Origin of the sequence: Ferruginibacter sp. SUN002 (genome assembly GCF_050611725.1) — a bacterium.
Taxonomy (GTDB): domain Bacteria; phylum Bacteroidota; class Bacteroidia; order Chitinophagales; family Chitinophagaceae; genus Ferruginibacter.
Genome location: NZ_JBODJB010000001.1, coordinates 2,719,336 through 2,733,405, shown reverse-complemented (window position 1 = coordinate 2,733,405; position 14,070 = coordinate 2,719,336). Strand labels below are relative to the sequence as shown.

At 36.4% G+C, this 14,070-nt stretch carries 11 protein-coding genes; 2 read left to right on the top strand and 9 right to left on the bottom strand.

Annotated elements, in window-relative coordinates:
- The first annotated feature begins 273 nt into the window (after positions 1–273).
- Entirely contained in the window at positions 274–1,674 is a 1,401-nt protein-coding gene (locus ACQ33O_RS11835) for a tetratricopeptide repeat protein (RefSeq protein WP_430995796.1), read from the top strand.
- Positions 1,675–1,762: 88 nt separating this feature from the next.
- Here ACQ33O_RS11835 and ACQ33O_RS11830 read toward each other — a convergent pair whose 3' ends face one another.
- The 4 genes from ACQ33O_RS11830 to ACQ33O_RS11815 form a co-directional block, all read right to left on the bottom strand.
- A complete protein-coding gene (locus tag ACQ33O_RS11830; protein WP_430995795.1) occupies positions 1,763–2,710 on the bottom strand; it encodes an arginase in 948 nt (315 codons plus the stop codon).
- A 62-nt stretch (positions 2,711–2,772) separates the two neighbouring features.
- Positions 2,773–3,462 (bottom strand): spheroidene monooxygenase, encoded by a 690-nt coding sequence (locus ACQ33O_RS11825; protein WP_430995794.1) that lies wholly within the window; start codon positions 3,460–3,462, stop codon positions 2,773–2,775.
- A gap of 68 nt (positions 3,463–3,530) precedes the next feature.
- Positions 3,531–6,140 (bottom strand): alpha-amylase domain-containing protein, encoded by a 2,610-nt coding sequence (locus ACQ33O_RS11820; protein WP_430995793.1) that lies wholly within the window; start codon positions 6,138–6,140, stop codon positions 3,531–3,533.
- A gap of 125 nt (positions 6,141–6,265) precedes the next feature.
- Positions 6,266–7,141, bottom strand: coding sequence for a hypothetical protein (locus ACQ33O_RS11815; protein ID WP_430995792.1), 876 nt, complete (start codon positions 7,139–7,141; stop codon positions 6,266–6,268).
- Between the two features lie 82 nt (positions 7,142–7,223).
- On the opposite strand from ACQ33O_RS11815, the gene ACQ33O_RS11810 reads away from it, so the two are divergent.
- Positions 7,224–7,559 (top strand): hypothetical protein, encoded by a 336-nt coding sequence (locus ACQ33O_RS11810; protein ID WP_430995791.1) that lies wholly within the window; start codon positions 7,224–7,226, stop codon positions 7,557–7,559.
- A gap of 9 nt (positions 7,560–7,568) precedes the next feature.
- Here ACQ33O_RS11810 and smpB read toward each other — a convergent pair whose 3' ends face one another.
- The 5 genes from smpB to ACQ33O_RS11785 all read right to left on the bottom strand — a co-directional run bounded on the left by smpB (position 7,569) and on the right by ACQ33O_RS11785 (position 14,003).
- Complete coding sequence (smpB, locus tag ACQ33O_RS11805; protein WP_430995790.1) at positions 7,569–8,036, bottom strand: SsrA-binding protein SmpB; 468 nt, start codon at positions 8,034–8,036, stop codon at positions 7,569–7,571.
- 39 nt (positions 8,037–8,075) lie between these two features.
- Entirely contained in the window at positions 8,076–8,987 is a 912-nt protein-coding gene (accD, locus tag ACQ33O_RS11800) for an acetyl-CoA carboxylase, carboxyltransferase subunit beta (protein WP_430995789.1), read from the bottom strand.
- 89 nt (positions 8,988–9,076) lie between these two features.
- The gene (gene fbaA, locus ACQ33O_RS11795; protein WP_430995788.1) at positions 9,077–10,144 is read right to left on the bottom strand and encodes a class II fructose-bisphosphate aldolase; all 1,068 of its coding nucleotides are present in this window, start codon (positions 10,142–10,144) and stop codon (positions 9,077–9,079) included.
- A 39-nt stretch (positions 10,145–10,183) separates the two neighbouring features.
- A complete protein-coding gene (locus ACQ33O_RS11790; protein ID WP_430995787.1) occupies positions 10,184–11,755 on the bottom strand; it encodes a hypothetical protein in 1,572 nt (523 codons plus the stop codon).
- Positions 11,756–12,647: 892 nt separating this feature from the next.
- Positions 12,648–14,003, bottom strand: coding sequence for a pyridoxal-phosphate dependent enzyme (locus tag ACQ33O_RS11785; RefSeq protein ID WP_430995786.1), 1,356 nt, complete (start codon positions 14,001–14,003; stop codon positions 12,648–12,650).
- Positions 14,004–14,070 lie beyond the last annotated feature (67 nt).

Sequence of the window (14,070 nt, the reverse complement as noted above, 5' to 3'; positions counted from 1 at the left end):
TTTGCTTGTTTAGGAAAGAAGGTAGTCTTTTTCATTGCATAGCTATTTGTGTTTGTAATGGAACATCAAATTTGGCTTTTAAAGCACAAATGTTATGTTAAACGAAGTGTTTCATAGAGAGTTGTAACAAAACATTAGTATAATGTGTGGTTCGTATGTGAAAATTTGAGGACTGCAAATGGAGGAAAAAACGTTTATAAATTGAGTCTAAGTACCTGCTAATTTTGGTTACCTTTCACTATTAAAAATAGTTGCAAACCAAAATATTCAAGAATGAGAATCCAATACTTTCTACTTGCCATTCTGCTGTTGATAAGTTCTATTGTTTCAGCGCAAACTATTAAAAGTCAGGCTGCTTTTAGAATGTTGCAAACAGCCAACAGTTTGCTTGAGGCAAAGCAATACGAAGCTGCTGAAGAATATTTTACTTCCGGACTAACAAAGGCTAAACAAAATAAAGATGCTTATTGCGAAGCATTTGCTAATGAAGGGCTTGGAAATCTTTACACAAAATTAGATCAACCTACTAAAGCGGCTGAACATTATAAAACAGCTATCAAATTATATAAAAACCAAAAGCTCACTGTTGTTGCAAACATTGTTGAAAGCTTATTGAAAAGTGTGCAAGGGGTAGGAGATCTGTATGCAGGAATAGAGATAGGTGCAAAAGGAGTTAAAATGAGTGTGATAGATGTGCAACTCAGCAGAGATAGAGATTATGGTTATACATTGAAAATGGATACGGCTATTAATACCGACGCCGCATCATTATCTTACCAAAGTGAAAAGGAAACAACAGATGCATTGACTGTTTTGATCGACATCATTAATAGCAGATTTCAAATTGCACCCAACAGAATTTATGTTGTGATCAGCAGTGGTTTAAAACAAGAGCTGGACAAGTACAACAAAGTATCTTATTTTGAAGGTGTTATTCGTCCGAAAAATATGAATACCGCTACAAAGATCGTATCCATTACAGCCGAACAGGAAGCCGAACTAAGTATGTTAGGTATTGTTCCGATAAACAGCCGCTTCAGTGCAGGACAATTAGATATTGGTAGCGGCAATACCAAAGGAGGTTATTTTACTGCTGATAAAATTTTCAAACCCATTACATTTTCGTTGGGAACAAAATCTTTTCAGCGACTGATCGAAGCAACTTCAAAGGGGGATATACATAATCTTGTTACAACTGCAGAATTCTTATGGAATGATAGTATTTCGAAACCGGTTATAAAAGAGTTGGTTGAAAAACGAGAGATCAAATTGAAGAATACAGTGTATCTGTCAGGCGGTATTGTGTGGGCAATGGTTTCATTGCTGCACCCTGAAGCCATTAATAAAACCTATGTTGATGTTACTGAAGATGATATTGCAAAGTTTAAAAAGGAAGTAGTAAATAATTTTGATAAACTTGCTCAACCGAGTTTGTTATCATTGACGAATCCGGATGATGTAAAAAAGACACAGGATAATATCAATCGTGTTTTAAAGACATTCGACCAAAAGGCAATGTCGGCAGGAGCTGTTTGGTTAAGTCACTTAATAGATGAAATAACTACCATCAATCCGGATAAAAAACTGATCTATCCTAAGTATGGTTATGTTGGTTGGATCAGCGGATACATTATTAAGAAGGTAACACAGCAGTATGTGGGGCTAGTTAAATGATGTGCTGATTTGGAAATTTGAAGATTTGAAAATTGACCTCATATTGCAAATTGGTTTTCATTTTCAAATTTTCAAATCTTCTAATCCGCTAATTCATCATCAGAATATTTACACTTCTTTGTAAAATATTGAATGCAATTTCGGCCATCAGGTTCTCTTTATCAAGCGTAGGATTTACTTCTGTTATTTCAAAGCAGCAGATCTTTCTATTTTGCATGAATTTGCTAATAATGTCTTCTATTTCTCTTTCTTTTAAACCATTGCTTACCGGAGTTCCTGTGCCTCTTGATATAGAAGCATCCAGGCAGTCTACATCAAAACTTACATAAATGTCTGTACATTCAGACAAATACCTTAATGCCTTTCTACAAATACTCTCAGCTCCATTTCGTCTAACCTCTGCCGTTGTTATAACTTTTATTCCGTATTTTTCAATAAGCGCTTTTTCTTCTTTCTCATAATCTCTCAAAGAAATTAGCACAATATCTTCGGGTAATATTTTCGGGTAAATTTTTCCGATATGTTTTAATTGTTCCCACATTTTTTCGGTCTTATCATCCAGGTCGTGCACTTTACATGCCTTATTATCCTCACCAATTGCAGTGGCTAATGGCATACCATGCATATTGCCTGTGGGGGTAGTGTAGGGGGTATGTAAGTCGGCATGTGCATCCATCCAAATAACTCCGAGTTTACTTTTTGGCTTGGCCATTTTAATGCCAGCAATGGTACCACCTGCATTGCTATGGTCACCACTTAACACAACAGGAAAAAATCCTCCTTTAATTGTTTCCGAAACAGATTTGCTTATCTTTTCATACATCGACAAAACACCGGAAATCCTTTTTGCGTAAGGTGAATGTATAGGTTCAAACAACAGGTCGTTTTCTACTTCAATTTTTTCTGAAGGGAAGTGTACAAAAAAATTGCTCATAAAATCAAGTGCAGCGATCTTAATGGCACTAATACCTAAACTTGCACCACGGGTGCCTGCACCTATTTCACTTGGTATTTCTATTAACTTAATATTCTTCATATAACAAGTTCTTCTAATAAAGTTAAGGAAAATAAACGTTGTGCAATAAAAGCTATAATAATCTATAGCTCAACCGATTTGATGATGGCAAAACGTACAAACATTTCTTCTTTATACCAGTTCTCCTTTCTTGTTTTAGTAATAACGTTTTTATGCTCCTGCATCGTATAGGCAAATTGTTTCATCAGTTCTTTATTTTCCCAGATACTGAAAGTAGCTTGTTTAATAAAAGGGATTTCTCCAATACCGATTGAGCTTATCAATCCTGCAGCGTTTTGCATTTTATTAGCTACTGCAGGTACATTACTCCAGAAGGGTATTAATTTGGATATTCGTATAGTGGCTCTTGTTAGTACGGCTATTTGCCCTTTGTGATCATAGTTTTTTTCTTTAAATTCAAATGGGATTTTTCCATCCCATTTTCCGTGACCCTCTAAGGGAGTTAGAAAGATGCTGGTTGTCTGTACTCCAAAAAATTGCAACCAACGATTGATGAATCGACCATAGAGTTGTCTGATCAATTTTTTTTTATCGAAATTTTCAGGCTGTATATCATTTTTAAATGCGGCTAATATTACCCATTGTTGCCAATCGGGATTTTTATCGAAGGTTCCGTTCTTGCCTGATCCCATTAATTTGTAAAAAGAGATCTTACTACTGAACAATAAAGTAAAGTGGAACAATGCCATGCTCAGCAATGCAAAGAAAATATATCTCTTTCGATATTTTTGAATAGTCAAAACAACTGTCATATTTATAAAGATAGGATAAAGAAAAAGGCTGTTCATCGAACAGCCTTTAATAACCCATCAAAATAATTTTATTGAGATAAGATTGTTAGTTTTTTTGTTGGTTCTACAGTGAATTGAGCACCAGTGTAAAGGTTCACTTTGTTTACTGTAAGATCTGCATTCAGAATAGGGAAAGGTGTAGCATGTCCGTAAACAATAACTGTAGAAGTTGGTCCCGGTATACGTCCGGCTTCCCAGTTGCCGCAATCGAACACGTCTGTGGTTCCTTTGTTGCCCGTCCAAATACTGATGTTGCTGTTAATAAGAGAAGTATTTGCTTTTGTATCAACAACCGCAGGAGCAGAGTAGGTTAATCTAACCCAACATTTTTGACCTGCAGTAGCATTGTTAGTATTTCTTACTTTAGCAACTAACCAGCCGTCATTTGCAGGTGTGTAAGAAACAGTCAAGGGAGCAGCTGTTGTGGCAACACCACTAACTGTAGCAACTGCTATTCCATTATCATTATACAAAGTAAAAGTAAGGTTTCTTCCATCTACTTCAGGAGTAACTACAATACTAACTTCTGATCCTCCTTTTGAAAATACACGACCTGCAATTCTTTCATTTGTTGCATTGCTTGGTAATGCACCCCCTTGGCCTAAACCCTGACAATGGCTATCTCCAAGGTCGTCTGCCATTTCCCATTCCTGAGCTGTTACTGCAGAGCGTGGTGGTGCATATGTTTTCAAATAATCATAAATATCCTGTACTGTAGTGAAAGTAACACCGGTAGGAAGAGGAGCCCAGATCGAATATCCATGGCCTCTTGCATCGGGTATGTTGTGTCCTGCAGGAGCTGTTTTAATAAGTACTCTGCCATCGGGTTGAACAACGCTTGTTGTTACACCATGAGCACCAGAGTAATCATACAATGCTTTACCAATCCAGCTGGCATCAGCTACGTTTACCCATACCTGTTGGTCGTTGGAATTGGTTGATGTATTACTGAAGGCATCAGTAATACCAATAATAGCTTTGCCTCTTCTTTCAATTACAAAATGATCTCCACTTGCTCCTGCTGCATAAAACGGAGCTTGTCCTGCAGTATAGTTAGTAGGAAAGAACTGATCACCAGATTTTATATCTAATTTTTGATGTGAAAGAATAATGTTTTCAATATCCTTTCTGATCGGCAGATCAGTTTCACTTTGCGGCATGTGGCTCCAGCGTTTGCCGGTTGTACCTATGTCAAAAATATCTTCAAAGAAAACAATAGGGTTGCCATTGAATGCCATTGCAGCTGCATAGGCAGCATATATCCTTGGTTCACGAGGGTCTAGGTGCTGGCCATTTCCGCCTAATTCATTTCCTGTATCCCATCCTGTATTATCTCCCAAGGGTTTTAAAAAATTACCCGTTGGGTCTAATTTTGGTCTGTAAGTATCATGGCTGTTCACAAAAGGAGAACTTCTGTAAACTCGTTTGGAGCCATAATCCATCCATCTTTTACTTTGAAGGTCGTACTGCAGGAATTGCATATTGAATCCACCGCCACCTTTTACCATACTATATAAACCACCGTTGGTTCCATAACCTCTTAATGCAAAATCGAAAGCTCCTGTAGCTTCTTCATTCGAATAATCTGTTAATCTTACGTTTGTAACATAACTATCAAGTTCTCCGGCGCCGCCAACCCATTCTCCAATTGCAAACATATCTTGTCCGCCTGCTGCCCATGCCGGAATATTATATTTTACGTCTCTTACAACATCTTGTTGCACATCGTATGGGAAATGTTTTACAGCATCAAATCGATAGCCATCAATAGCTGTTTGACGTTTTAACCATTTCATCCAGTTTCTTACGCCGTTTTGCATGTAGTCCACTGTTTGAGCAGGGTTAACATACGGACGAGTTACACCATTGATGGTAGCAGAACCACTTGTAGGAATATTGCTGCTTTGACCCGGCGCTGATACATTTTCATAGTCAACATCCGGACCGAAATATGCCGCTCTCCAATCTCCATTATTATTTGGATTTACTTGGTTTGGATAAAAATCTGTATAGTTCTTCGGCCATCTTCCCGATCTTGTCCAATAATCGTCTTGCTTGGTATCATCAATGATCGGTGTTTTATAAGAAACATATCTGAAGTTCTTATAGCCATTATTTGAAGCCATAGAATAGGTTGCATTTGGATCAACACCCCCGGCACTGTTATTAGTACCGGCTCCGTCATGATGGTTTAATACTGCATCACAAATAACCTCAATCCCATTCGCATGCATAACAGCGATCATTCTTAATAGATCGTCTTTAGTACCACATCTTGTGCTATCTCTGATAAAGTCTCCGCCTTTTTGATATTTATCTCCCAGATCATAAGGGTCGAAAGGACTATATCCAACGCTACCACCTGAACCATTTTTAATAAAGGGGGGAACCCAGACGGCATCAAATCCTAGGCTCTTTAGCCTTGGTGCCAAATCGGTAAGATAGCTACACCAATTGTAACGGTAATTATTATTCCAATAATCCCACCAGAAACCCTGCAACACTACTTTGTGTACATACGTGGACTTGTCCTGTGCTTGTAAATTTCCTGTAGCAATAGAGAAGGCTACAACGCTGCAAATTGTTAAAACAAAAGACCTTGCCGACAGTCTTTTAGAACGTAAAAATGGCTTCATCATCGTTAAACTATTATTGTGTAAATAATACACGAATATAAGAAGTTATTTTATAAGGAGCTAAATTTTAACAAACTTGTTAAAATTTAGCTCCTTTATCGTTTATACTATGAAAATCTAGTGAAATCTTACTTTAGTTCAATATAGGTTCGGCCTAAGAATTTGAGAGAATCTCTTACTTTCAGCGTATCTGACAGCGGCCTGTTGAATGACATTACTATTTTGTAAACGAGACTGTCTTTAGTAGTGAGCGATAATTTGTGCCCGTACGATGTAAGTTTTGCTAATGACTTTTCTGCAGCATCTTTAGTGTAATATTCTTTAACAACCACCTTAAAGGTTGTACTATCTGCCGGGGTTAAATTATTTGCAATAGCGACGGTATCTTTTACCTGCGTTTTAGCGGCAGTATCAATTGCAACAGTATCGGCAGGAGGAGCAGAAGCGGTTTGTACTGTTGCATTTTTACCATTAAATGCCAAATAGTAAACAGCAATGCCGATAATAGCAATCAGTAAAATAATGAAAGCTGCCAACATTTTTTTATTGCCGCCTTTGTTTTTACTTTCACTTTCGAAAGAAACAGATTCATCTCTTTTTTCTTTCAGTTGCCTTGGTATATCATCAATTTTTGGTGTAATGAAGGAGCCGGGAATAAATTCATATTCACCTTGTTGATTTTTTTGCACGGTACCAATACCTTCAACAGTAAAAGGCTTACCAATATTTAAAAACTGTTTTGTAAGTATGATGTAAGAATCCAGATCGGCAGAAGCCAATGGTTTTATTTTTCCGGTTTGTTGCGATATGAAATTTACCAGAGATGCATCTTCTTCAGTTTTTAAATTATATTCAAAACTAATAGCATTATCAGGCATTGTAAATTCCTTATCTGTTTCCAGGGGTAATGCTACCGATGAATTTAATAAAAACCTTCCAATGCCCTGAAGTGATAATTCCTTTGTATTGTATAAGTGCTGAACGAGAAGTTGCTCTATTTTCACATTAATTAGATTGTGGGAAACAAACCTACCTAATATTGTGCAAACGGCAAAAACAACAAACTATTAATTGCTAACTTTGGGTATGATTTCTGAAAAAGACAGACTGTTTATGCGTTACTGGGAAGCTAACAGGCAAAAGGAGAGTACTTTTGTTAGCAAGTTAAGCCGTGGGCTGCCAATGGCATTGATCTTTTCCTTGCCAATCATTTTATTGGTAATGGTCATCCGCATATTTTTTCCTGATTGGTATATGAAGATATCTGCTACTTCACCGGGTATGTTTTTGACAGCTGTTATAGCAATGCTTATTGTAACAATTTTCTATTCATTTTTCAGAATGCATTATAAGTGGGAGATGAATGAGCAGTTGTATCAGGAACTGAAAGCAAAAGAGAAGAAGGGTATAGTTGGTAAATGATGTCAACTATCAAATACCATATTTTCTTTTAATATCCCGGTCAGTTTCTCTTTCTTTGATCGTTTCTCTTTTATCGTGTAATTTTTTCCCTTTACCGAGGCCTATTTCCATTTTTGCCAATCCTTTTTCACTGATAAAAATTCGCAGTGGAATAATCGAGTAACCTTTTTCTTTTGTTTTAGCCTCAAGTTTTCTTAATTCTCTTTTTGTTAGTAATAGCTTACGTTCTTGCAAAGGTTGATGGTTATAATGTGTGCCATAACCATACTCAGCAATATGCAGGCTCTTAACAAAAAGTTCGCCATCGGCAAAATGACAATAGCTGTCATTGAAACTTGCTTTGCCTAAACGCAGACTTTTTACTTCAGTTCCGGTCAATACCATACCTGCAATATATTTTGCTTCAAAAAAATATTCGTGGTATGCCTTGCGGTTGCTGATTTCCATTACTACAAAAATAAAAAACAGCAGTATCATTATTTATGAAAACTGCTGTAATAAAATATGTGGTGCAATTTAATTCTTAAATAATACTAACAAATTTCCCAACTTCTCTTTGAGCTCTTTTCTATTTACAATAAAATCTAAAAACCCATGTTCCAGTAAAAATTCGCTTCGTTGGAATCCTTCCGGCAGGTCCTTTTTGATCGTTTCCTTAATAACCCTTGGTCCGGCAAAGCCGATAAGCGCTCCGGGTTCACCACAAATGATATCTCCTAACATAGCGAAAGAAGCAGTTGTACCACCAAAAGTAGGATCGGTACAAAGTGAGATATATGGTATTTTAGCATCGGCCAACTGAGATAATTTTCCGGAAGTTTTTGCCAACTGCATCAACGAAAAAGCACTTTCCATCATTCTTGCACCACCGCTTTTATTGATGATCATGAAAGGTATTTTGTGCTGAAGGCAATAGTCGCATGCACGACTGATCTTTTCTCCCATTACACTACCAAGGCTACCACCTATGAATTCAAAATCCATACAGGCAATTACAAGATCATTTTCATTTACCTTGCCATGAGCAACGGTAATAGAGTCGTGAATATTGGTTTTGGCATAAGTTTCTTCAAGGCGTTTGTCGTAAGGTTTTAGATCAACAAAGCCTAAATAGTCTTTTGAAACCACATTTGCAAAAAGCTCAGTGAACTCATTGTTGTCGAATATGATCTCGAAATATTCGCCGCTACCGATACGGTGATGATATTCGCATTTCGGACAAACAAAATAGTTTTCTCTAAGCTCACTAACGGTTAAGGTTAACTTGCATGAGGGGCACATGGTCCATATTCCTTCCGGAGCATCTGCCTTGTCTTTAGTAGCTGTAAGGATACCTTTCTTTATTCTTTTAAACCAGGTGCGTTTTGTTTCTTCACTTTCTCCATCTTCACCGGAAAGGTTTACGTCAAAATCTTCTTCTTTTCTCATAGTACTGCAACCCTTAGGGGCATTTAGTTCACAAAGGTATAAAAGAAAGGGAGTCTTTTGTATAAAAAACTCCCTTAAAAATTGTTATTTTATGCGTTACGGTTGATACAATTCAGATCAACGAAGGCTTCTTCTAATCTTTTACTGAAGTTTTCTTCGCCTTTACGCAGCCATACACGTGGATCGTAGTACTTTTTGTTCGGGCTATCAGGCCCTTCCGGATTACCCAACTGGCCTTGTAAATAAGCTTCGTTCTTTTTGTAATTATTCAGGATGCCTTCCCAGAAAGCCCATTGTAGATCGGTATCAATATTCATTTTAATAGCACCGTAACCGATCGCTTCTCTAATTTGATTTTGAGGAGATCCACTACCGCCGTGAAATACGAAGTAAACCGGTTTAGGGCCGGTGCCTAATTCTTTTTCTATATACACCTGACTGTTATGTAGAATGATAGGAGTTAGCTGAACATTTCCTGATTTGTAAACACCATGTACATTACCAAATGCAGCGGCAACAGTAAACATATTTCCCACTTTGCTTAATTCTTTATAAGAGTAAGCTACGTGTTCCGGTTGAGTATATAATTTGTCGTTATCGATATCACTATTATCAACACCATCTTCTTCACCACCGGTAACACCTAACTCAATTTCTATACTCATGCCCAAAGGAGCCATACGTTTGTAAAATTCAACGGAAGTAGCAATATTTTCTTCCAATGGCTCTTCACTTAGATCAAGCATATGTGAACTGAATAAAGGACGACCGGTTTCTTTAAAATGTTTTTCACCTGCATCGATCAATCCGCTGATCCATGGCAACCATTTTTTTGCAGCATGATCGGTATGTAATACCACCGGCACACCATAAGCTTTAGCTACATTGTGTATGTGCAAAGCACCCGAAATACCACCTAAGATATTAGCTTGTAAATTATCATTTGGCATTCCTTTGCCGGCAATGAATTGAGCACCGCCGTTAGAAAACTGAATGATTACAGGAGAATTTACTTTCGCTGCAGTTTCTAATACCGCATTGATCGTATTTGTTCCTATTGTATTAACTGCCGGTAAGGCAAATTGATTGTCTTTAGCATCATTGTATAAGGCTTCCAATTCTTTTCCGAATAAAACGCCTGCACTGTATTTACCCATAGTTATGTTGTTTTTACACAAAAGTAAGAAAATCGGACCTTATTTCAATTTTACTACTATTAAACGTGGATAAATGTCGGAAAATACACGTATTGCATTTTTGTATATATCTCCTGAGAGAAAGATCTCTTTTTCTTTTTCAGTTGAATACACAAAATAGTAATAGTCGATATCAAACTCTTTTAAAGCATCCAAAAGTTCTTTTGAAGTAAAATCTATTCTTGAATAACCATAAAATTGATTTTTTGCAATAACATTCGACATCAACAATTCGGTGTATTGATCCAGATTGGTATAATTTGCCGCAACCTTTCCTTTAATGTTGTTTTGCTTTAATGCCTCAGCAATAACATAGGGGCTTTTGCCACTGTTGGCTCCTGTATATAGAGATGATAATGGCCCAATTAAAAAACTAATTGTCAGTATAGCAATGAGAATTGTTTTTCTTTTTTGGGGGAATTGAAAATATTTTGTTGCTGCAATAATTAAAAAAACTCCCATGATCAAACAGAGAATACTGAGCATCCATATAAACCTTGTTTCGAGATGAAACAACAAATATCCCATAGGTAATAATAAAGCCGTTATACAACAGATAAAAATATTATTGCGTTTGCTGATGTTTGCTTTTTTTAAGAACCATAAAAAAATAATACCCGAAATGATCGGTAAACAGAAAATGGATATCTCTATAAAGAATGGAATGGAGTGAAGTAGGTTATAGAGCAATAATTTTATCTGTGCAACAAATGTTGTAAAAGAGGAGAGTGGTGAAAATTGTTGCATAAAAGGCAGGAATGGGTCTTCCCAACTATTATACGAATCGGCATAAGGTGGGGAGAGTAATAGCTTTGTATATTCTGTTCCCGGATGCAAGTGCATATATGCATTGTATTTACCTGTCGTGGAATAGGTAAAAAAATGATACTTATTAGTGAGCGCATATAACCATGGTGAACTTAGCAACAAAAAACAGCCGATGCCCAAAATCAGATTTTGTATAAGTGTTTTTATTTTCCTATTTAAAAATGAATATTTGTAATGGTACAAATTCACAACACTAAAATGAAGTAGAAAGAATGGGAAAAAGTATGCTTTGGAAAAGTATGCTAAAACAGCAATGATGGCAGCAAATAATTGTCGTTTTTTATTCTCATAAAAATCCTCTGAACAAACCTGAATAAGATATAATGTAAAAAAGAACAGCAATAAAAAATCTGCACACAATTCATAAAAGCAATACGACAGAAATATAGGTATGCAGGTATAAAGTATAACTGCTTTTAAACTTCCCGAAATATTAAATTTACTAATGAGTTTTGAAACACTCATCAGTAATAAAACACCAACCAGTCCATTAATGCATTTAAAAGCGAAGATCGTATCTACTCCAAGTTTTACCAATGGTACAGCAAGCCAGGAACTTAGAGGACTCCATAGCCCATTGATACTTTTAAAATATTCTCCTGCAACTATTCTTTCGGTAATGGCAGAGTATCCAATACTATCGGGATCGAAAACATATTTGTACAGAGGGAAAAGCAATACAAAAAGCACTAAAAAAATAAATGCCGATATAGGGGTAGCATATTTTATCAGTTTCTTTATCATTAAAACAAATAGTTTTTTCAAAAATAACAATTATTGAGGAGCAGCGGATGAGACAAAATAAAAACCACAACTTTGACAAGATGTGGTTTTCAGGTTGAACCTATCGGTTCAAGTTCCATTAATAGTTTGCTACTAGTTAGAGATAGTGGCTTTCTTTAGGACTTGATCTTGGTTTTTCTAAGGATTTGTAACTTTTATATATTGACTCCCACCGGAGATTTTTAAAAAGAAAAAGAAGTTGACTGATATTGGAATATTTAATTACAGCTTTTCAAGTATTAGGATTTTACTGCTGGGCTTTTTTCAGGATAATTGGATATGATTGATACTCTTTCTTAAAACTTATCAATCAACTTCTAACACAAAGGTATATCACTCTACAACCCTGTACAAGAGCAGATTTGCTCTTTTTTCAGGTCAGAGTATTTACTGTGATGCTCGTAAATATTCAATCGTAAAACTACTATTTTGTAGTGTAGGGGCGTAAAAAAAGCCTTTCGTAAGAAGGCTTTTTTGAAACTTATATTAATTGTAACTATGGGGCGAAAGAAAAAAGAAGTTGACTGATATTGGAATTTTCTGGTTATTTCAGGATTTAGGATTTGATTAAGCTATTTGGTTTTTCAGGATTTGGTATTTTGATTGATACTCTTTCTTAAAACTTATCAATCAACTTCTAACACAAAGATATGTTGCTTGCTAACCCTATACAAGAGCGTTATTGCTCTTTTTTTGCGGCAGAGTATTCACTGACGGAGTAGTATTACTGCTGTCTTTTTTCAAAAAAATAATCGATAAAATACTATCGTAAAACTACGATTTTAGGTAAAATTATTGGAACTGAAATTCTATGTAGCCCTTTACAGGTAAGTGTTTTAGGAGATTTAGGTCGCTATCTTGCCAAGCTCTGAATAATATCGTATTTGGTTATGATATGGAAGGTGCCGGATTCGTCACGGCTAAGTACAGCTCCATTTTCTTTGGTGATAAAAGTGCTTAATCTTTCTACAGGCGTATCAAACGCTACTTCGGGGTATGATTTTTCTAATACAGAAGCAACCGTTTCTGTTTTAATTGAATTGTTATTTAAAATTTTATTGAACAATCCGCTTTCAGAAACCGCTCCGATCATTTCCCCGTCTTTCATAACGGGAATATTTTCTACATCGTATTGTTTCATTAAATCGATGGCTTCAGAAACTGTTTGCTCAGGAGTGATAGTGATCACTTTTTGTGTGCCTCTGCCACTGATCAGATCTTTAAATGTTTTCATTTCTAAAAAGCCTCTTTCCATCATCCACTGATCATTGTAAATCTTTGCAACATACCTGCTGCCATGGTCATGAAAAATACAAACTACTACATCGTCTTTTTTTAATTGATTTTTTAACTGCATTAAACCTTGGAGACAACTACCTGCACTATATCCGCAAAACATACCTTCTTCTTTTGCAATACGACGAGCCATTACAGCGCCATCTTTATCTGTTACTTTTTCAAACAGATCAATGTATTGCATATCATAATTTGCAGGAACAAAATCTTCGCCAAAACCTTCGCTGATGTAAGGGTACACTTCTTTGTTATCCAACTCGCCGGTATCAAAATATTTTTTTAATAAAGAACCGTAGCTATCAATGGCCCATACTTTTATATTCGGATTTTTTTCTTTCAAATATTTTCCAGTGCCGATGATGGTACCACCTGTTCCTGTCGCAACAACTAAGTGAGTGATCTTCCCTTCGGTCTGCTCCCATATCTCAGGTCCTGTTTGTTCATAGTGAGCTAAACGATTCGCCAAATTATCATATTGATTAACATACCAACTGTTTGGCACTTCAGTTGCCAACCGTTTACTTACTGAATAATAACTACGAGGATCTTCAGGTTCTACATTAGTTGGACATACAATTACTTCTGCCCCTACTGCTTTTAGAATATCTGCTTTCTCTTTAGACTGTTTATCCGTTGTAGTGAAAATGCATTTGTACCCCTTCACACAGGCAGCCAAGGCTAAACCCATACCAGTGTTCCCACTGGTACCTTCAATGATGGTGCCACCGGGCTTTATCTTTCCTTCCTGCTCTGCAACTTCAAGCATTTTTACTGCCATGCGATCTTTGATACTATTGCCGGGATTAAAGTATTCTACCTTAGCTAACACTGTACATGGCAGGTCTTTGGTAATTTTATTCAGTTTAATAAGAGGGGTATTGCCGATGGTGTCTAAAATACTGTTAAGCCACATAAAAATTTATTTGTAGTAAAGGTAACAAATTGCCTTAAGCTTAAGTATTATGGTTCTACTACTATTT

Excerpts from the sequence above, each read along its gene's own strand:
- ACQ33O_RS11835 (WP_430995796.1), top strand. The coding sequence starts at position 274 with ATGAGAATCCAATACTTTCTACTTGCCATTCTGCTGTTGATAAGTTCT.
- ACQ33O_RS11830 (WP_430995795.1), bottom strand. The coding sequence starts at position 2,710 with ATGAAGAATATTAAGTTAATAGAAATACCAAGTGAAATAGGTGCAGGC.
- ACQ33O_RS11825 (WP_430995794.1), bottom strand. The coding sequence starts at position 3,462 with ATGACAGTTGTTTTGACTATTCAAAAATATCGAAAGAGATATATTTTC.
- ACQ33O_RS11820 (WP_430995793.1), bottom strand. The coding sequence starts at position 6,140 with ATGATGAAGCCATTTTTACGTTCTAAAAGACTGTCGGCAAGGTCTTTT.
- ACQ33O_RS11810 (WP_430995791.1), top strand. The coding sequence starts at position 7,224 with ATGATTTCTGAAAAAGACAGACTGTTTATGCGTTACTGGGAAGCTAAC.
- smpB (WP_430995790.1), bottom strand. The coding sequence starts at position 8,036 with ATGATACTGCTGTTTTTTATTTTTGTAGTAATGGAAATCAGCAACCGC.
- accD (WP_430995789.1), bottom strand. The coding sequence starts at position 8,987 with ATGAGAAAAGAAGAAGATTTTGACGTAAACCTTTCCGGTGAAGATGGA.
- fbaA (WP_430995788.1), bottom strand. The coding sequence starts at position 10,144 with ATGGGTAAATACAGTGCAGGCGTTTTATTCGGAAAAGAATTGGAAGCC.
- ACQ33O_RS11790 (WP_430995787.1), bottom strand. The coding sequence starts at position 11,755 with ATGATAAAGAAACTGATAAAATATGCTACCCCTATATCGGCATTTATT.
- ACQ33O_RS11785 (WP_430995786.1), bottom strand. The coding sequence starts at position 14,003 with ATGTGGCTTAACAGTATTTTAGACACCATCGGCAATACCCCTCTTATT.